Source organism: Pseudomonas sp. CCC3.1 (assembly GCF_034347405.1).
Classification (GTDB): Bacteria; Pseudomonadota; Gammaproteobacteria; order Pseudomonadales; family Pseudomonadaceae; genus Aquipseudomonas.
Map to the genome: position 1 here is coordinate 1,040,843 of NZ_CP133778.1, position 18,776 is coordinate 1,059,618.

Genomic DNA, 18,776 nt, shown 5'->3' on the forward strand with positions numbered 1-18,776 from the left:
GGTTAAGATGCGCCATCTTCAACCTGATCATTGATCTAAATCCAATATAAGTTTTAGTACTTATTTATCGAATTTAAAGGTGAATCATGCAGCCCGAATTTTGGCACGACCGCTGGGAACGCAATCAAATTGGCTTTCACCTGGACAAGGCCAATGCCTACCTTCAACGTCATTGGCCTGCGATTGGGTTGGAGAAGGGCAGTCGGGTACTGGTGCCTTTGTGCGGTAAAAGTCTGGATTTGAGCTGGCTGGCGGCCAATGAGTATGAAGTGTTGGGTGTAGAGCTGTCGCAGACGGCCGTGGAACAGTTTTTCCGCGAACATCAGATGAAGCCCGAGATTCGCCCGCAAGGCGATTTCACGGCCTACAAGGCGGGCCCTATCACGCTCTTGTGTGGCGATTTCTTTAAGCTGACCCCCGCAGATGTGGCGCAGTGCACAGGGCTGTACGACCGTGCAGCGATCATTGCCTTGCCGCCAGAAATGCGCGAAGCCTATGTCCGGCACCTGAGCCATATCCTTGCGCAAGGCTGTAAAGGGCTGTTGATTACCCTTGATTACGATCAGTCACAGATGAACGGTCCGCCGTTTTCAGTGCCCGATGCTGAGGTTCAGCGTCTGTTGGCACCTGCCTGGTCAGTGGAAGCCCTTGAAGAGGCCGATGTGCTTGACCAGGAGTGGAAGTTTCTCAAGGGCGGCGTGACGCGCCTGTATGAGCGGGCTTATCGCTTGAGCAAAACACCCCGCGGCTGATTGTCGGGCACAAAAAAGGGCGACTCCGGTCAATACCTGTCAGTTAAGCAAACGCTGTTTTAAATGCAGCGGGGAATCTGTGGGAGTCTGGCTTGCCAGCGATGCAGGCGATGCGGTTTTCGGTTAAACCGCGTCGATACCATCGCGAGCAAGCTCGCTCCCACAGGGGATATGCGTTAACTGACTGGCATTAGAGGTCGCCCTTTTTTGTGCTTGCCGTGGGGTTAGCCGCGGCGACGCAGTGCATCAATACGTTCTTCCAGTGGTGGGTGGCTCATGAACATCCGCGCCAGGCCTTGCTTCAAGCCACCATTGATGCCAAAGGCACTCAGGGTATCCGGCATGTGCACCGGCAGACCTTGCTCGGAGCGCAGGCGTTGCAGAGCGCTGATCATGGCAGCAGTACCGGCCAGATGAGCACCGGCTTCGTCAGCCCGGAACTCACGTTTGCGCGAGAACCACATCACAATGGCGCTGGCCAGGAAGCCCAGAACCAGTTCCGCGAAGATGGTCGCGACATAGTAAGCAATGCCTCGGCCTTCCTCGTTTTTGAACACGACCTTGTCGACGAAATTGCCGATGATGCGGGCAAAGAACATCACAAAGGTGTTCACCACGCCTTGCACCAAAGCCAGCGTGACCATGTCACCGTTGGCGACGTGGCCGATTTCGTGAGCCAGTACGGCCTTCACTTCATCGGGCGAGAACCGCTCAAGCAAGCCCTGGCTGACAGCAACCAGTGCATCGTTCTTGTTCCAGCCGGTGGCAAAAGCATTGGCCTCGTACGCTGGGAAAATCCCCACTTCAGGCATTTTGATCCCGGCATCACGGGACAGTTGTTCAACGGTTTGCATCAACCATTGCTCGTGGCGGGTACGAGGTTGAGTGATCACCTGGGTGCTGGTGCTCATTTTCGCCATCCATTTAGAGATGAACAGCGAGAACAAAGACCCTGCAAAACCAAAGACCGCACAGAACACCAACAGCTGATTGAGGTTCAGATCAACCCCGTTGGCCGCCATGAACCCGTTAAAGCCGAACAGGCTCAGGGTGATGCTGGCAATCAGCACGACCGCCAGGTTAGTGGCCAAAAACAGCAGAATGCGCATCATGGTTGTAAGAATCTCCTCGTCTAGGGGGTGTTGCCGTATGCGGGTATATAAGGTGCTGCTTCAGGCTATTCAACCAAGTGACTATTTCAAACTGTGTCCTACAGGAGGATTCCAGAGTTGCGCCTGACATTTCCTAATATGGATATGCCATTTCTTTAGGCAATAGCTTAGTCCGAAGCCAGTAAATAAAAGGCTTTGCCGTTTTTTAATTTTTTTTGACGGGCAGAAGAGGAAACAGCTGAAGAATGTTTCATTGGACACATGCTGTGCGACTTTTCATTCGTCGCACAGCATGCGCGGAAATTACTGACGATAGGTTTTCAGAAAATTACCGATCCGTCCGATGGCCATGTCCAACTCGTCTACACGAGGCAAGGTCACAACGCGGAAGTGGTCGGGCCAAGGCCAGTTGAACGCGGTGCCCTGGACCACCAGCAGTTTTTCCGAGAGCAGCAAGTCCAGAACGAATTTTTCGTCGTTGAGGATCGGGCACACTTTTGGGTCGATCCGTGGGAAGGCATACAGCGCGCCCATCGGCTTCACGCAACTGACGCCAGGAATGTCGTTCAGCAATTCCCAGGTGCGGTTACGCTGTTCCAGCAAGCGGCCGTTCGGCAGTACCAGGTCGTTGATGCTCTGGTAGCCGCCCAGCGCGGTCTGGATGGCGTGCTGGCTGGGCACGTTGGCACACAGGCGCATGTTGGCCAGCATGTCGATGCCTTCAATGTAGCTTTGGGCATTTTGCTTGGGGCCGGAGATCGCGATCCAGCCAGACCGGAAGCCAGCCACCCGGTACGACTTGGACAAACCGTTGAAGGTCAGGCACAGCACGTCGGGGGCCAGGGAGGCGGTGCAAATGTGCACGGCGTCGTCGTACAGAATCTTGTCGTAGATTTCGTCCGAGAACACCACCAGGTTGTGCTGGCGTGCCAGTTCGAGCATGCCCAGCAACACTTCCTTGGAGTACACCGCGCCCGTTGGGTTGTTCGGGTTGATGATGACCATGGCTTTGGTGTTAGGGGTTATCTTGGCCTTGATGTCGGCCAGATCAGGCCACCAGTTGGCCTGCTCGTCACACAGGTAGTGCACCGGGTGGCCGCCGGCCAGGGTCACGGCGGCGGTCCACAACGGGTAGTCGGGTGCTGGCACCAGCACTTCGTCACCATTGTTGAGCAACGCTTGCAGCGACATCACGATCAGTTCGGACACGCCGTTGCCCAGATAGATGTCTTCGATGCCGACACCTTCGACTTCTTTCTGCTGGTAGTACTGCATCACCGCCTTGCGGGCGCTGAACAGGCCTTTGGAGTCGCTGTAACCTTGCGCGGTCGGCAGGTTGCGGATCACGTCCTGCAGGATTTCGTCCGGCGCTTCAAAACCAAAGGGCGCCGGGTTGCCGATATTCAGCTTGAGGATGCGTTGGCCTTCCTCTTCCAGACGTTTGGCGTGCTTGAGCACTGGGCCGCGAATGTCATAACAGACGTTGGCGAGCTTGTTTGATTTGCTGACCTGCATGGCGATGGGATCCCGAAAATGAACGATCCAGGCAAGGTGAGTACCTCGACACTGGGAAATTCTGCGTTGGCGAACGCCGCTTTGCTTCAAGAATCCGTTTGAATGCAAGTAGAGCGGGTGCCAGACTGGCGCATAACGAGGCGCAATCATACGTGCCACCCGCCCCCTGGAAAAGCCACAGGTCGGGGTTTTTCAGTTGCAGAGGTAGAACCATGGAAAAGTTGAACAAAACCCTGGACGAATGGAAGGCCATGCTCGATCCGGAGCAGTACAACGTGTGCCGTCTCAAAGGCACCGAGCGGCCGTTTTCGGGTAAGTACAACGGGACTAAAACAGAGGGCGTTTATCACTGCATTTGCTGCAATGAGCCGCTGTTTGATTCCAGCGCCAAATTTGATTCGGGCTGCGGCTGGCCGAGCTTTTATCAGCCAATTGGCAAGAATGCGATGGTTGAAATCCGTGACGTGAGCCACGGCATGATTCGCACCGAAGTGGTCTGCGCCAAGTGCGACGCGCATTTGGGGCATGTCTTCCCCGATGGTCCGCCGCCGACCGGGCTGCGCTACTGCATCAACTCGGTGTGCCTGGAGCTGGTGCCCCGCCCGTAACCTTTATCAACGAGAACACCGTCATGAGCGCAAACCTGTTCGACATTCCCTGTACCACCCTCAGCGGCGAGCAAAAGACTCTGGCGGATTACGCGGGCAAGGCCGTGCTGGTGGTCAACACCGCCAGCAAGTGTGGCTTCACCCCGCAGTACAAAGGGCTTGAAGCCCTGTGGCAGCAATACAAGGATCAGGGGTTGGTGATTCTTGGTTTTCCGTGCAATCAGTTCGGCAAGCAAGAGCCGGGCGATGAAGCGGCCATTTCCGAGTTTTGCGAGTTGAACTTTGGCGTGACCTTCCCGCTGTTCAAGAAGATTGAAGTCAATGGCAGCCAGGCGCATCCGCTGTTCGTGCAACTGAAAAAGCGTGCGCCCGGGGTGCTGGGGTCGCAAGGCATTAAATGGAACTTCACCAAGTTTCTGGTCGGCCCCGACGGCAAGGTCAAACGCTATGCACCCGCCACCAAGCCTGAAGCGCTCAAGGCGGACATTGAGAAGCTGCTCAAATAAATAGGCCGTGTCTCCCCCTGTAGGAGCGAGCTTGCCTCGCGATCTTTTGACCTTTTAAAGGATCGCAAGACAAGCGGTTACACCTCTTTCTTGGGCACCCAGCTATCGAGCAATGCCGCCAGCTCTTCACGTCGGAACGGTTTGGCCAGGTAGTCATTCATGCCTGCTGAGCGGCAGCGTTCACGCTCTTCGGGCATGGCGTTGGCCGTCAAGGCGACGATGGGCAAGTCGGGCCAGCGGCCGCTTTGGCGGATTTGGCGACTGGTCTCGTAGCCGTCCATCACCGGCATGTTGCAGTCCATCAGCACCAGATCAAAATCGCTCTGTTTTAATTGGCTCAGGGCTTCGCCGCCATGGGCCGCGATCACCACATCGCAACCCAATTTGCTGAGCATGCCCTTGGCCACCAGTTGGTTGACCGGGTTGTCTTCGACCAGAAGAATGCGCGCCCGGTGCTCGACCGGTGCGCTGCTGGCAAGAACGCCTGGGTGTTCTTCGTCCTCTTTCTGGAGCAAGTGTTGCAAGGTTTGATAAAGCGCCTGCCGCGACAGTGGCCGGGCCTTTTGCAGCAGTGGAGCGAGCGCGTTGACTTGATCGCCGGGCATAAAGTTGCCGTAGGCGGTGACCAGCAAAATAGGGGCACTGATAGCCGGTCGCAGTCCAAACAGACAGTCCGGGCAGTCGGTAATCAACAGATGAGCCTCAACACCCGCCAACGAATGGTCGAGGGAGTAGCGTTGATAGTCCAGGCCCCACAGCGGCAGGTAGCTGTTGAGCAACTCACTCAGGCCGCTGCTGGCGGCCGTCACCGCCGCCACGCGGCCCGACAGCGGCTTGGGGATGATTGCGGGGGTATGGCAGGGCAAGGGCAGCTCGGCACAGAATTGGCTGCCGAATCCGATCTCCGAGCTGATGGTCAGGCGCCCTTGCATGGCTTCACACAGGCTGCGGGTCAATGCCAGCCCCAGGCCGGTGCCACCAAACTGACGCGTAATCCCGGCCCCGGCCTGGGTGAAAGGCCTGAATATGCGAGCTTGGGCTTCCTGTGCGATACCGATGCCGGTGTCACACACTTCAATGCGCACCTGATTGTTGTGGGCGCTGAGGCGCACATCGACGCGTCCGAAGCGGGTGAATTTCAGGGCGTTGGACAGCAGGTTACTGACAATCTGGCGCACGCGAGTCGGATCGCCCAGCACCAGCGCCGGGAAGCTCGGGTGGATCAGGCACGTCAGTTCTACGCTCGGGGCGGCATTTTGCGAGAGCAGCTTGGCCGTGTCCTCAATCAAGGTGCCGAGATCGAAGGCGATATGTTCCAGTTCTAATTGCCCGGCATCGAATTTTGACAGGTCGAGAATGTCATTCAGCAACTCGACCAATACCTTGCCCGAGTCATGGGCAATCGACAGTTGCTGGTGCTGTTCGGCATTCAGCGGGCTGTCCAGACACAGTGCGAGCATGCCCAGCAGGCCGTTCAGCGGCGTGCGTATTTCATGGCTCATGTTGGCCAGAAAGGCGGCCCGGGCCTGGGCCATCTCCAGGGCAGTGCTGCGAGCTGCTTCGAGTTCATCGTTGGACTGGCTGAGCCGGGTGTTGATCGCCTCAAGCTCTTGCGTGCGAGCCGAGACGATGTTTTCCAACTGAGCCAAATATTCGGTCAGGCGATTTTCCGCCGCACGCCGTTGCTCTATTTCGCGGGTCACGGCGTCAAACTGCTGATTGGCGGCGTTGACCAGCACACCAATTTCGTCATCTTCATGACCCGGCGGGCAGTGGATGCGTGACGGGTTCGGGTCGCCGGGCTTGCTGGTGCTGAGTTCACGGATGACCCGCACCAAAGGGCGGGTCAGCATCACGTAAAACAGCCCCAGCAGAATGAATGTCAGCAGAAAACTGCGGACAAACCCGGTCAGCAGCGTGACTTCGGCACGTTGCAGGAATCGAGTCCCAAAGGGGTAGGTGTCCACCTCAAGGTGCAATTCGCCCACGCTTTGTTCGGGCAGGTGATTGAAGTAGAGCCGATCGTCGAAGGTTCGCGTTTCGCCAAACAGGTAGTCACTCAATGCCCGGTAGCGTCCGCCTTCAGGCGGGTCTCGGACAAAGGCCAGGGTATTTTTATCGTTGTCGCTGATTTGCGCGCCAGTGATGGCGGGCGAGCTCAACAGGCCCATCACCAGTTCTTGTGCGAGTTCTGAGTCGAGGTTGTAGGCAATACGCGAGGCCGGATTGTGACTGATGTCCAGCAGCGATTGGATTTCTCGATTGATGGCGGCGTTTTCACTGGCATAATCGATGCCGATTTGAAGCAGGCTGAGCACCGTCCCCAGAGCAAAACCGACCAACACTGTCAGTCTTGCTTGCTTGAAAGACAGACGATGGGTGAATTTTATGTCCATGGGTGCTGCACCTGTTTCCATTCCCTTACGGCGGGCAAGAATAGTCGATGTCCGGGGTAACTTGCTGGCACACGTGCAGTTTTTTCACATAGCCCGCATGAATCACCGCATGGGCGAGCGCTGAGCGTTCGTCATGTCCAGGCGCTTATAGCTGCGTATCAGTCTGAGGAGATGATGTGGATTCTAAACTGAGTGCTTTCCTGGAGCGGGCCGAAGCAGTGCTTGCGCGCCTTGAGCCCTTGTTGCCAGCGCCCCGCGAAGCGGTAGCGTGGGGCAGTTGTCTGGCCGCCCGGTGGCAGCGTGAAGGTCGTACAGGTTATTTGCTGCCGTTGGACGTCAGCCTTGAGATGCGCCTGACTGACCTGATTGGCGTCGATAATCAGCGCGATCAACTGGGGCGCAACACCAAACAGTTTCTCGACGGCCTGCCCGCTAACCATGCCTTGCTGTGGGGCTCGCGTGGCACCGGCAAGTCTTCCCTGATTCGTGCATTGCTCGCCGAGTACGCGGGCGCAGGTCTGCGGCTGATTGAAATCGAACGTGACCACCTGGCGGATCTGCCGCGTGTGGTCGAGCAACTGCAAGGTTTGCCTCAGCGTTTTGTGCTGTTTTGCGATGACTTGTCTTTTGAAGCGGGCGAGAGTGATTACCGGGTGCTGAAAAGCGTGCTCGATGGCTCGCTGGAGCAAGCGCCCGATAACGTTCTGCTCTACGCCACGTCGAACCGTCGGCACCTGGTGCCCGAAAAAGAAAGCGACAACGAGCACTGGAAGAACGTCGACGGCGAACTTCATCCCAATGAAGCCGTTGAAGACAAGATAGCCTTGTCCGACCGCTTCGGGCTGTGGTTGTCGTTTTACCCCTTTACTCAGGAGCACTTCCTGAGCGTGGTTGAACACTGGATCAACGTGCTGGCCAGCAAGGCCGGTTTGCAGTGGCAACGTGATGAGACGCTGGATATTTTGGCCGTGCGCTGGGCAACCGGGCGCGGCAATCGTAATGGCCGCTGTGCGTATCAGTTCGCGCGCTACTGGGTTGGATTGAAATTGTTGGAGCAAACGAATGATTGATTTAAATGCCACGGGCGCAGGCCTGGGCGGTTACACCTTGCTACAAGCGCAACTGGAGTCGTTGCTGGCCGATGAGCGGGACTTTATTGCCAACGCGGCGCAGTTTTCGGCGTTTTTGTTCAGCCAGCTTGATGACTTGAACTGGGCCGGGTTTTACCTCAATCGCAACGAGGAATTGGTGTTGGGGCCGTTTCAGGGCCAGATCGCCTGCGTGCGAATTCCTTTCGGGCGGGGTGTGTGCGGGGCGGCTGCGGCCAGCCGGCAGACCCAGCGAGTTGAAGACGTGCACGCATTCCCCGGGCACATTGCCTGCGACAGCGCCTCCAACAGTGAGTTGGTAGTGCCCTTGATCAAAGACGGTCGCCTGATCGGCGTGCTGGACCTGGACAGCCCGAGCATCGGCAGATTCACCGAGCAGGACCAGCAGGGGGTTGAAGCGCTGGCGGCGATTTTCCTGCGCTTGAGCGAGTGTTGAGCGCCGCTTAAAGGTTCAATCGACCCCCGCCTTGACCAGCAGCGCGTCGACGTTGACCGTATCGATTTGCTGCGGCTCAAGGTACTGTCGGGCGTATTGCATAAAGATTTGCTCGCGCATAAACAGCTCAAACAGCGACGGGTCAATGTGCCCGTCGTGGCACATGCCCGCCATGATGCTCAGCGCCTCATTCAAGGTCTTGCCCCGCTTGTAGGGGCGGTCCGAGGCGGTCAGGGCTTCGAAAATATCGGCAATCGCCATCATCCGCGCCGCGAGGCTCATGTCTTCTCGGCGCAGACGTTTGGGATAACCCTTGCCATCCATTCGCTCGTGATGCCCGCCCGCTATTTCGGCAATGTTGCCCAAGTAGTTGGGGAAGGGCAGGCGGTCGAGCATCAAAATAGTTTGCACAATGTGGTTGTTGATGATGTAGCGCTCTTCCGAGGTCAATGTGCCGCGGGTGATGCTCAGGTTGTACAGCTCGCCGCGATTGAACTTGTACGGCGGAACATCCAGCTTGAAACCCCAGGGATTGTCGCTGTCGATCTGTTCGGACTCGGCCCGCATGAACAGATGCTCGGGTTTATCCGCCAGCAATGATTCGGTGACTGGAAGGCTTTGGGCTTCGCGCTGGGCCTGACGTGCGTTCTCTTCCCACGACACACCCAACCGATCATCCAGGGTTCGGGTCCAGGTTTGTGCGGCGATGTTTTTCAAACGCTCCAGATCCGCTTCTGCCATGGCTTCGCCGCCGACATTACTGCGTGCCACAAAGGCAAAGTCGTCATCCAGCGCCGCCAGGCGGGCGTCACGCTGCTCAGCCAGTGGTTGATCGCTGCCACCTTGGGCGAGCGCTTGCCAGTAGTTGACCCAGGCGTCGCGCTTGAGCACCTCAAATCGCGTGCGAATTTCGTGAATGCGGTCGTAGATGGTTTCAAGTTTGGTCGCTTTATCGACTACGTACTCCGGCGTCGTGACTTTGCCGCAGTCGTGCAGCCAGGCAGCGATGTGCAGGGCTTCCCACTCTTCATCCGTGGGGTTGTACAGCGCAAAATGCGGGTCCTGGCTTTGCTCGGCCGCCTTGGCCAGCATAAAGGTCAACTCGGGAACCCGCTGACAGTGGCCTCCGGTGTATGGACTTTTGGCGTCGATGGCCCCGGCCAGCAGTTGAATAAAGGCGTTCAGCAGTTGCTTTTGGCGCTCTTGCAGGCGCTGACTTTCAATCGACACCGCCGCTGCGCCGGAAACAGCTTTGATAAATGCAATGCGTTCTGGACTCAGCGGTTCCTGGTCGCTGCTGGCGTCGCTGTTGTTGAGGATCAGCGCGAGCACGCCAACGGTTTCACTGTGGCGGTTGTGCAGCCGGATACCGATCACGTGAATGTTTTGACTGTCGAGCGCCTGCATCACGGGCAGCAAGTCACCTGCCTGCTCAAGGCTGAGCGTGCACACCACGCTGTCTTGGCCTGCACTCAGCGTGCGCAGCCATGACGGCGCCTGATCGGCCTGCGGATTGATCACGCTATGGGCCAGCGTGCTCAGATTTTGCGCTTCGCCATCAATGATCAGGCCTTTGAGTTCCAGGTCGGTGTTGTCGTTTTCCGTGAGATAGATCAACCCCGCCTGCGCCTGTCCGATCTTGATCATTTCAACCAGTACCGACTGCAGCAAGGGCTCAAACCGGGTATGTGCCGAGAGGCTGGCGGTGATTTCAAAGAAACTCGCGAGGGTTTCTTTCATTCGCTGCATCGACGCGGCCAGTTGGTCGATCTCAAGCACCGGTGATTGCTTCTGGATCGGGTAATTGAAGTCGAAGCGACGAATCGCGTTGGCCTCTTGCACCAGCCCTTTCAAGGGTTTGACCAGCAATCGGGAGGTCAGCCAACCCAGTGGCAAGCACAACAGCAACATCGCCAGTGCCACTAGAGTGCCTTCCCAGCGCAGGCGATAAGCATCGGCCAATAACTCGTCCTCAGGCACCATCAAGGCCAATTGCAAACCGTTGGAGCCGCCATCTTCCACCTTGGCCAATGAGACGATCCACTGGCGTTGCCCGTCATCAAGACGCTGGTTCGCGTCTGCCCCTTGGTTGATCAGCAGGTTGAGGGTCGGACTGAGTGAAGTGACCTTGGCCAGTTGTGTAGAGCCTGCCCCGGTTAATAGTTTGCTGGCGTCCGGGTACGCCACCGCTTGCCCGTCGTTATCGAACAGGACGATTTGTGTGTTGGGCGTAATCAAGTGTTTGCCGAGCGTACTGGACAGCTCTGAAAGGGTCAGGTCTGCGGCAATTATGGTGTGCGCTGAGCTGCGTTTAGACAGCGTTGTACCGATTTCATCAGTGGAGAAAAACAAGTACGGGCTGGTGGTGGACTGGTTGATGCTGCTGTGGCTCGGGATAAACCAGCTACGATCACGCGGGTCATAGGTTTCATGAGGGTTGCTGTGCTGTGACAGCAATGTCAGCGACTCATCAAAAAACAGCTTTTTCGACACGGCACCTTCGGTTTGGCCTGAACGTTGAACGGACCAGGCTTCATAAGCGGCTTGCGGCGGGGCGTTTTGATGCGCTCTGCTGGCTTCATTGCGTAAAGGCCGAACCTGGAAGAAATTGCCCTGGTTATCCGCCAGGTACAGTGCTGAGAGCGCGGGGGTGTCATTGAGTGCTTGCACGAAGGGTTGCAGCAGTTCGAGGCGGGACTCGAACCGGTCTGTCGGCACGTTTGGGTGAAGTGCCAACAGATTTAGCGTGTTTCGAATCGGCTGATAGGTGTTTAGCAGATCTAACTGCACATCCTGTTCGACCTGGCTGAACAGCTTCTGGCTGCTGCCAAGGATGATGCGGGTGTTTTGCATATAGTTGAAAACACCCAGTGCGACGCCCATCAGCAGCAGCAATAACGTGAACACCACGCTGATATGTATGTGCAGCGGAAACTGACGCTTACTGGTGGGCATGTTCGAAGGCATGGGATATCTCCGCAAGTGTCAGGGTGCCGAAGCCGGTAAGCATAGTAAGTTGTGGCCAACCTGCCCTTAAATTGGCCCTGTGGTCGGGGTAACGATTCAGGTGCCTTCAGTCAGTCGGGCCAGTTCGCGGAGCAATGCGCGTTCAAGTGTTTGCATGGCGTGCTGTACCGCATTGCTGCGGGCCTGGAGTGTCGTCAACTCGGCCTGTTCGAGCTCATCGCAGTGATGGATCAGGTCGTGAGCGCCGACAATTCTCGCGGCGCCTTTTATTCGGTGAGCAATACCCTGAAAAGGCTCCAGCCCATCCTTGATGTTCAGCTCAAGCAGCGCCTTGAGATCCAGCCGATTACTGCGTACCAACTCTTCAAGCAGCAGCTTTAAGTGCGCGTTATTTCTGCCGGCAAGTGAGTAGATAACTTCAACATTGAGTATGTCTTTTGCGCAGGGTGGTGGCTCAAGTGCGCTCAGGCGCTGGTTCAGCAGGATCAGGCTGATCGGTTTAAACAGGCAGTCGTCCATGCCGGCCAGCTTGCACCGCTGGCGCTCTTCAGGTTGCGCATTGGCTGTAAAGCCCAGAATGGTGCAGTGCGCTCGGCCTGAGTCTTGCTCGTGCTGGCGGATAGCGCGGGTCAAGTCATAACCGTTCATGATCGGCATGTTGCAGTCTGCAATCACCAGATCGAACATCTCTTGCTTCCACAGTTCCAGCCCGGCTGCTCCATTGTGAGCGGTGGTGAAACGATGCCCCAGGAAGCCCAGTTGCTGGCACATCAACAAACGATTGGCCGGGTGATCATCCACCACCAGTACGTTCAATGGCCGAGCGGCGGGGGTTATTACGGGCTCTTGGGTGATGGCTGCGAGGCAAGGCTTCAAAAACGGCACCTTAAGCCTGATTTGAACCTGCGTGCCGACATTGGGCTGGCTGCTCAGCTTGAGCGTGCCGCCCATCATTTCGCACAGGCTGCGGCAGATCACCAGGCCGAGGCCTGCACCGCTGAGGGCCAGTTGCCCACTGTTTTCGGCCTGAGAGAAGGGTTCAAACAACCGCGCCTGATCGACTTCACTGATGCCGATACCGGTGTCCGTCACGCTTAATTGCGCTCAATCTGCTCCGGTGTGTCGGCAGGCAGCATAGTGAGTTGGAGCGTGACCTGGCCGTGTTCGGTGAACTTGATCGCGTTGCTGACCAGGTTGGTCAGGATCTGTTTGAAGCGAAGCGGATCGATCAGTACGTCGGGCTCACTGTCTAGCGGGTTGAATATCAGCGAGAGGCTAAGGCTCTTTTGTCGCGCCAGACCATCGAAGACCCGAACGACCGAGTTGGCCAGTTCACGCAGATTGACGCGCTCCGGGCTCAGGTTAAGTCGCCCGGACTCAATCCGGGCGATGTCGAGAATTTCTCCGATCAGTTCCAGCAGGTCTTTGGCCGAGTTGTAAGCGACTTCGATCGAAGGGCGATCAAAATGACCGGTATCGGCACGTTTCAAGGTCAGCTCCAGCATGCCGATGACCGCGTTCATCGGCGTGCGGATTTCATGGCTCATGGTTGCCAGAAAGGTACTTTTGGCCCGGTTGGCGTCATCCGCCTGCTCTTTGGCGGCGCGCAGTTCATCCATCAGTTGGCGCCGGTCGCTGATATCGATCCAGCCGCCAATAATGCCTTGCACTTCACCCAGCGAATCGCGGTAAGGCAGGATCCAGTGGTAGATGGTTTGGGTCTTGCCGCCGATCTGCAGTGGACGATCGACGATAAGCGGGGTGCCTTCACGCATGACCCTCAGGTAGTCAGCCTGATAGTCATGGGCTTCATGGGTATTGTTGAGGATGCTTTGGGTTTGCATCACGTCTTTGCCGATGACGTCTTCGCGCTTGGCTGAAAAGGCGCTCAGGTAGCTGTCGTTGCAGGTTTGCAGAATGCAGGCTCGGTCACGCACATAAATGGGATGCGGCGTGCCATTGACCAGTGCACGCATGAATTCAAACTGATCGCTGAGGGCGCGTTCAGCCATTTTGCGCTGGTTGATCTGGCGCCGCATGTAGGCATTCCAGACCAGCGACAGCAGCAGCAACAGGCTGGTGCCAATAATGATCTGGTAAATCAGGCGATGGTAATTACGCCAATAACTGTCAGTGGCCGGGACATAACCGCGCCAGCGGCTGTTGATGATCCTCAGTTCATCGGGGGCAATGCTCAGCAGTGCCTTGTTGAGGATAGAGGCGAGTTCGGGCGCATCGCGGGCGGTAGCGAGAGAAAACGTCGCGGGTTGAGTGCCCAATGTGGCGCTGATCTGCAATCGATCTTGAAACAGTTGCGAGGCGAGCAGGTAGTTGGCAATCACCAGCGTATTGACCGCACCTTCTACTTTGCCTTCGGCCAGCAACTCAGTGGCTTGATAAATATCGTCTGTCTCGACCAGCGTGATCCGCGGGTGTTCTGTGCGCAGGTACTCGGTCAAGGGGTTGCCCCGGGTCAAGGCCAGGCGTTTGCCGACCAGTTGGTCGAGGCTGGTGGGTTGCTCAGCGCCTTTGGCACTGAGCAAGACAAAAGAGTTTTCGAGATAAGGACGGCTGAAGGTCAGGGCGCCTTCTCGCGCAGCAGACGGGCTGATGGCCGAGATAATGTCGGTATCGTGCTGCTGGATCATGTGAATCATGGTGTTGAGGCTGCGCTCGCGCTGTATCTCGAAACGCAGTCCGGTGCGCAGGCGAATAACCTCCAGCAGATCAGCGGTAATGCCCCTGAAATTGCCCTCGGTATCAAAAAAGGTCAGCGGCGCCAGTGTTTCATTGACCACCACGTTGACGACCGGGTGTTTGATCAACCAGCGTTCTTCACGCTCAGTGAGCTGGAGTTTTTGGTCGGTCAGCAACAGATCGCCGCCTGCGCTCCAGCGCTTGGCAATGGCCTCTCGTTCGCTGTTGGGAACAGCGCGCAGAGTGGCGTTGATAATGTTGAGCAGTTGCGGGTTGTCGCGGCGTACAGCAAAGCTGAAACCATAGGCTTCATGCTTGCCAAAATTAGCCATCTTGATGTTTGTCAGATAGCCCTTGTTGATCATGTAATGCGTGGAGAGGGTGTCCCCCAAAAAGACATCCGCCTGATCGAACGCCACTGAATTAATGGCGTTTTGATAAGACGGGTAGGACTGGATGATGGCTTTGGGATAGAGCGCCTTGACCTCTTCCAGTGGCAAGTAGTGGTAAACCATGCTCAAGCGCAGGCCTTCCAGACCTTTAGAGAGCGGGCGAGTCTCTCCCTCGCGGGTGACCAGTACCGGCTGGTCGATGGCGTAGGGTATTGAAAGCAGCAGGTTTGGGTGAGCGGCTTCAAAACCGTTGGACGTGCCGAGCAAGTCGATGCTGCCGTCTTCAAGCGCCTTGATGGCGGCGTCTCGAGTAGGGAAGCGTTGAACCTTGATCGACACGTTCAGGGCTTTGGCCAGGATGCCGACGTAATCAGCGGTGAAACCTTCGTAGTCTTGACCGCTGACGGTCATGTCAAAGGGCGGATAGTCCGGGTTGGAGGTGCCGACCCGCAGCTCACGCTTTTCTTGTAGCCAGTAACGCTGTTGTTTATCCAGCGGGACTTCCATGTGATAGGAGCCCGAGCGGCTGAGCAAGGTAAAGCTTTCAGTCCGGGGTAACTCGGCGAACACGGGTGTACACAGGATTAATCCTGCGAGTAAAGAGAGGTAGTAATTTAACCGCGTGGGCATCCTGTTTCTCACACTAAGGCGTTGCGTTTTGCCAATTCGATAAGGTCGACCAGGGAATTGGCTTTAAGTTTTTGCATGAGCCGTTTTTTATAAGTGCTCACGGTTTTATTACTAAGAAACATTCCGGTGGCTATTTCCTTGTTAGTTTTTCCTTGTGCAAACAGCTTCAGGACCATGAGTTCCCGGTCGTTCACTAGTTTGAATAATTCGAGCTCTGATGCGTTTTCATCTCCTGGTCTTTCAGGAGTCAATGCTTGGCTGGGAAAGTAATTGTAGCCAGAAAATACAGCTTTTATTGCGCTGACAAGTTCGTTTAGTTCCTCTTGTTTACACACATAACCGGCCGCGCCCGATTGCATGCAACGCATGGCAAAAAGGGCTGGTGACTGGGCCGTCAGGACCAGGGTTTTAAGGGTTGAATTCATTGCGTTAAAACGCGCTAACACTTCCAGTCCGTCGAGTTTCGGAATGCTGATATCGAGAATGATCAGGTCTGGGACACATTCGCGGATCATTTGCATCGCATCTACGCCATTGTCGGTTTCGCCGACTATTTCATAACCCTCATGTTCTAACAACATGCGAATAGCCAGACGGATTACCGGGTGGTCGTCGACAATAAAAATCGTGTTCATATTAAATCCCCTTAAAGAGCTGCATAGAAAGCGCGCACCTTAGCTCAGATATATGAGCGGGAACACGAAGGGGGCAGCCTACAAACGTAGTATGGGAATATTCCTACATTAAATAAGGCGTGAACTCACGATTTGTTTGATGGGTAGAGGCTGTTTAATATCGTGCTGAATCGTTTGTTTGGTGGTGAGTTGCAAGTAGTTTTATATATCCCTGGCTATATTAGGAAAATTCCTACGCGATGTTTTATCTTTGCTCTGTGCTGTTTTCGTCAAGAAATAAGTGCGTGAGCGCCATGACTTTACGTTTGGAATAGTCATGCTGATCGTTAAAACAGCAGGGTTAATCGTGCGACGGTTGCGCGGTGCGATTAACCCTGTTTATAAGGGTGGGGCGCTCTTCAGACGGGGCTGGAGCGGCCAGTCATTTCTCTGGCCATCTGCGTGGCATAGCTGTCGGTCATGCCCGCGATAAAGTCGATGATGCGCATAAACGAGCGATGCAGTGACCAATTCGGAGCAGGGGCGTTATTGCCCAGCAAATCGAGAATGCGTCGATTCTTGAACGACAGGCTTTTTTGGCCATGTTGCTCCAGCGCCGCGCCGCAAAAGGCATTCAGCAAGATTTCCAGCGTGGTGTAGGCGCCAATCTCATGCAGGGTTTTGCGTTTGTCCTGGAAGATTTTTTTGCGCGCCATGTCTTTGGCATCCAGCACGCAGCGCTTGGCCGTGCCGTGCATGTGTTCGACCAGATCCCCCGGCAAGTTGCCGGCCAGCAGTGCGTCTTGCTGCTCGACAAAGGCGCGGGCGGCGGCGTTGGTCAGGTGTTCAATGGCCTTGCCCCGCAGAATCGCCAGCTTGCGCCGTTGCGAGTCTTGGGGGCCGAGCTGGCGATAGGTCTCAGGTAAATCGTCCCCCACCAGATTCAGCAGCAGTGACTCGACCTCGACGTAGTGCAGCAGGTCCATTTCCAGGCCGTCTTCAAGGTCGATCAGCGCGTAGCAGATGTCATCAGCCGCTTCCATCAGGTACACCAGAGGATGGCGTGCCCAGCGCTGATCCTCTATCTGTGGCAGGCCCAGTTTGTGGGCAATATTTTCCAGCAGGTGAAGTTCACTTTGATAACACCCGAACTTATGCTTTTTGTACCCCAGAGAGTCGGCATGGCGCGCTGTCCACGGGTACTTGAGAAAGGTGCCCAGCGTGGCGTGGGTCAGGCGTGTGCCGCCATCGAATTGATGATATTCAAGTTGGGTGAGCACCCTGAAACCTTGTGCATTGCCTTCAAAACTCAAGAAGTCGTTGCGCTCGGCCTCACTCATGTCATCCAGCCAACCCTTGCCAGCGGCCTGCTGGAACCAGTTGCGTATCGCGTCCTCGCCGGAGTGGCCAAAGGGCGGGTTGCCGATGTCGTGGGCCAGGCAAGCAGATTGCACCACCATCCCCAGATCGGCGGGGTCGCACCATTCGGGCAGGGCGCTGCGAATGGTTTCGCCGACCCGCATACCCAGTGAGCGGCCCACGCAACTGACTTCGAGCGAGTGGGTGAGCCGGGTATGGATGTGGTCGTTACTGTTGACCGGGTGCACCTGGGTTTTACGTCCCAGGCGGCGAAAGGCGCCAGAAAAAATAATCCGGTCGTGATCTTTGTGGAAAGGACTGCGCCCGAGCTCTTCGGGGCTATGGTGAGGTTTTCCAAGGCGTTCGCGGTTAAGCAGGGTTTGCCAATCCAAGGCGCAGTGCTCCGTCAATGACTGATGACGCAGCTTCGCGCTTCACGTTGGATGACGCAAGGTGTGCGAGGTTTCAAATCACGGCGTGAGGGTGTGTTCTGGATTTTCTGTAGGAGCGAGCTTGCTCGCGATCTTTCAAGATCAAAAGATCGCGAGCAAGCTCGCTCCTACAGGGGGGGTAACAGACGTTCAAGGCTTGCGCGATGATCCCTGGATAACCAGTTTGATCAGCGGCAACAGGCTGGTAGTGAGCCCGATCAAACGGGACATGCCTCCAGTGCCTTTGCTTTTAGCGCCTTTGCCGGTCAAAAAACCGAGCAGGGTGACAAGCCCGACGCCCCACAGCGGTCCGTGCTTGATTCCCAGGTTTTCTTGCCAGTTGGTAGTCATGCCGCGCATTTTTTGCAGCGGCTCCATGAGCTGCTGCGCTTCATGACGAATCTCCTGGCGATGCATTTCCATGCGCAGGCGAATCAACATTTTGCGCATTTCGCGGCGCGAGGGGTTTTGCGGCATTTCAGGCAGGCTCATGGCAACAAACGCTCGCGGTCTTTGGCCAGCTCTTCGAGCGTGGCGTTGAAAGGAGAGGACTCATCGAACACCGCCGCTTTAAGGCGCAAGCCGCAGAAAACCGCCGCCAGTGCATAAAACACGCAAAGCCCGATAATGCCGGCCAGGCGGTAACTGTCCCAAAGCAAAATCAATATCAGCGCCGACAGACCGATCAGCAACAACAGCCCGAATACCAGTGCCAGCCCGGCAAACAACAACAGGCTGACCGTGCGCGCTTTTTGTTCTTGCAGTTCAATGCCCAGCAACTCGACGTGGCTGTGCAGCAGACCCAGAAACGCGGCACCCAGGCGCCGCGGTGAGGAGCGGGAGCCGGATTCTTCGTTACTCATATCAGCGCCGGGTGGCCAGCAGGCCAATCAAAAAGCCGACCCCGGCCGCAATGCCTACGGACTGCCACGGGTTTGCCTGAACATAATCTTCAGTGGCGGTCACGGCGGCTTCACCACGTTCCTGCAACGACTCTTTGGTCTGTTCCAGCGATTCGCGGGCATTGTGCAGGCTCAGCTTGATCTGGGCGCGCAATTCGTCAGCCTGTTCGCCAGCCAGCGAAGCACTGTGCTCCAGCAGGCGTTCAGTGTCGCTGACCAAGGCCTGGAAATCGGCCTTGAGGATTTCTTGAGCATTCTTTGCTGTTTTGCGGGCCATGATTAACTCCGTGTGTGGCTTCTTGATGGTTCGAGTGTAGGCATTCGCTGAAGGTTCACTGCAATTCTTCACT

At 56.2% G+C, this 18,776-nt stretch carries 14 protein-coding genes and 1 pseudogene; 5 read left to right on the forward strand and 10 right to left on the reverse strand.

Annotated elements, in window-relative coordinates:
- Positions 1-86 precede the first annotated feature (86 nt).
- Positions 87-752 carry a thiopurine S-methyltransferase gene (locus RHM56_RS04785; protein ID WP_322239092.1) on the forward strand — a complete coding sequence of 222 codons (666 nt, stop codon included), beginning with the start codon at positions 87-89 and terminating at the stop codon, positions 750-752.
- A gap of 224 nt (positions 753-976) precedes the next feature.
- On the opposite strand, the gene htpX is transcribed toward RHM56_RS04785, so the two are convergent.
- Together htpX and RHM56_RS04795 are read right to left on the reverse strand one after the other, a co-directional pair.
- A complete protein-coding gene (gene htpX / locus RHM56_RS04790) occupies positions 977-1,864 on the reverse strand; it encodes a protease HtpX (RefSeq protein ID WP_322239094.1) in 888 nt (295 codons plus the stop codon).
- 303 nt (positions 1,865-2,167) lie between these two features.
- A complete protein-coding gene (locus RHM56_RS04795; RefSeq protein WP_019409295.1) occupies positions 2,168-3,379 on the reverse strand; it encodes a pyridoxal phosphate-dependent aminotransferase in 1,212 nt (403 codons plus the stop codon).
- 212 nt (positions 3,380-3,591) lie between these two features.
- Between RHM56_RS04795 and msrB the strand changes: the two genes are divergently transcribed.
- Positions 3,592-3,987 carry a peptide-methionine (R)-S-oxide reductase MsrB gene (msrB, locus tag RHM56_RS04800; protein WP_322239096.1) on the forward strand — a complete coding sequence of 132 codons (396 nt, stop codon included), beginning with the start codon at positions 3,592-3,594 and terminating at the stop codon, positions 3,985-3,987.
- A 23-nt stretch (positions 3,988-4,010) separates the two neighbouring features.
- On the forward strand, positions 4,011-4,493 hold the full coding sequence (locus RHM56_RS04805; RefSeq protein WP_322239098.1) for a glutathione peroxidase: 483 nt from the start codon (positions 4,011-4,013) through the stop codon (positions 4,491-4,493).
- A 77-nt stretch (positions 4,494-4,570) separates the two neighbouring features.
- Here the strand turns inward: RHM56_RS04805 and RHM56_RS04810 are convergent, their stop codons facing one another.
- Positions 4,571-6,889 (reverse strand): response regulator, encoded by a 2,319-nt coding sequence (locus RHM56_RS04810; protein ID WP_322239100.1) that lies wholly within the window; start codon positions 6,887-6,889, stop codon positions 4,571-4,573.
- Positions 6,890-7,065: 176 nt separating this feature from the next.
- On the opposite strand from RHM56_RS04810, the gene RHM56_RS04815 reads away from it, so the two are divergent.
- Together RHM56_RS04815 and RHM56_RS04820 are read left to right on the forward strand one after the other, a co-directional pair.
- Entirely contained in the window at positions 7,066-7,959 is an 894-nt protein-coding gene (locus RHM56_RS04815; protein ID WP_322239102.1) for an ATP-binding protein, read from the forward strand.
- A complete protein-coding gene (locus RHM56_RS04820; protein WP_322239104.1) occupies positions 7,952-8,434 on the forward strand; it encodes a GAF domain-containing protein in 483 nt (160 codons plus the stop codon). The genes RHM56_RS04815 and RHM56_RS04820 overlap by 8 nt, the downstream gene beginning before the upstream one ends.
- Positions 8,435-8,449: 15 nt before the next feature.
- On the opposite strand, the gene RHM56_RS04825 is transcribed toward RHM56_RS04820, so the two are convergent.
- The 7 genes and pseudogenes from RHM56_RS04825 to RHM56_RS04855 all read right to left on the reverse strand — a co-directional run bounded on the left by RHM56_RS04825 (position 8,450) and on the right by RHM56_RS04855 (position 18,703).
- Complete coding sequence (locus RHM56_RS04825; RefSeq protein ID WP_322239107.1) at positions 8,450-11,401, reverse strand: HD domain-containing phosphohydrolase; 2,952 nt, start codon at positions 11,399-11,401, stop codon at positions 8,450-8,452.
- Between the two features lie 96 nt (positions 11,402-11,497).
- Positions 11,498-15,120: pseudogene (locus tag RHM56_RS04830) on the reverse strand (transporter substrate-binding domain-containing protein).
- A gap of 8 nt (positions 15,121-15,128) precedes the next feature.
- Positions 15,129-15,755, reverse strand: coding sequence for a response regulator transcription factor (locus RHM56_RS04835; RefSeq protein ID WP_322239109.1), 627 nt, complete (start codon positions 15,753-15,755; stop codon positions 15,129-15,131).
- 398 nt (positions 15,756-16,153) lie between these two features.
- Positions 16,154-17,485, reverse strand: a complete 1,332-nt coding sequence (locus RHM56_RS04840) for a deoxyguanosinetriphosphate triphosphohydrolase (RefSeq protein WP_322239111.1) — start codon at positions 17,483-17,485, stop codon at positions 16,154-16,156.
- Between the two features lie 189 nt (positions 17,486-17,674).
- On the reverse strand, positions 17,675-18,016 hold the full coding sequence (locus RHM56_RS04845) for a hypothetical protein (RefSeq protein WP_322239113.1): 342 nt from the start codon (positions 18,014-18,016) through the stop codon (positions 17,675-17,677).
- Positions 18,013-18,387, reverse strand: a complete 375-nt coding sequence (locus RHM56_RS04850) for a phage holin family protein (RefSeq protein ID WP_322239115.1) — start codon at positions 18,385-18,387, stop codon at positions 18,013-18,015. The genes RHM56_RS04845 and RHM56_RS04850 overlap by 4 nt, the downstream gene beginning before the upstream one ends.
- Position 18,388: 1 nt before the next feature.
- Positions 18,389-18,703, reverse strand: a complete 315-nt coding sequence (locus tag RHM56_RS04855; RefSeq protein ID WP_322239117.1) for a YqjD family protein — start codon at positions 18,701-18,703, stop codon at positions 18,389-18,391.
- Positions 18,704-18,776: the final 73 nt, after the last annotated feature.

What these genes read in the sequence shown, in the direction of transcription:
- RHM56_RS04785 (WP_322239092.1), top strand. Translation starts at nt 87, where the DNA reads ATGCAGCCCGAATTTTGGCACGACCGCTGGGAACGCAATCAAATTGGC.
- htpX (WP_322239094.1), bottom strand. Translation starts at nt 1,864, where the DNA reads ATGATGCGCATTCTGCTGTTTTTGGCCACTAACCTGGCGGTCGTGCTG.
- RHM56_RS04795 (WP_019409295.1), bottom strand. Translation starts at nt 3,379, where the DNA reads ATGCAGGTCAGCAAATCAAACAAGCTCGCCAACGTCTGTTATGACATT.
- msrB (WP_322239096.1), top strand. Translation starts at nt 3,592, where the DNA reads ATGGAAAAGTTGAACAAAACCCTGGACGAATGGAAGGCCATGCTCGAT.
- RHM56_RS04805 (WP_322239098.1), top strand. Translation starts at nt 4,011, where the DNA reads ATGAGCGCAAACCTGTTCGACATTCCCTGTACCACCCTCAGCGGCGAG.
- RHM56_RS04810 (WP_322239100.1), bottom strand. Translation starts at nt 6,889, where the DNA reads ATGGACATAAAATTCACCCATCGTCTGTCTTTCAAGCAAGCAAGACTG.
- RHM56_RS04820 (WP_322239104.1), top strand. Translation starts at nt 7,952, where the DNA reads ATGATTGATTTAAATGCCACGGGCGCAGGCCTGGGCGGTTACACCTTG.
- RHM56_RS04825 (WP_322239107.1), bottom strand. Translation starts at nt 11,401, where the DNA reads ATGCCTTCGAACATGCCCACCAGTAAGCGTCAGTTTCCGCTGCACATA.
- RHM56_RS04835 (WP_322239109.1), bottom strand. Translation starts at nt 15,755, where the DNA reads ATGAACACGATTTTTATTGTCGACGACCACCCGGTAATCCGTCTGGCT.
- RHM56_RS04845 (WP_322239113.1), bottom strand. Translation starts at nt 18,016, where the DNA reads ATGAGCCTGCCTGAAATGCCGCAAAACCCCTCGCGCCGCGAAATGCGC.
- RHM56_RS04850 (WP_322239115.1), bottom strand. Translation starts at nt 18,387, where the DNA reads ATGAGTAACGAAGAATCCGGCTCCCGCTCCTCACCGCGGCGCCTGGGT.
- RHM56_RS04855 (WP_322239117.1), bottom strand. Translation starts at nt 18,703, where the DNA reads ATGGCCCGCAAAACAGCAAAGAATGCTCAAGAAATCCTCAAGGCCGAT.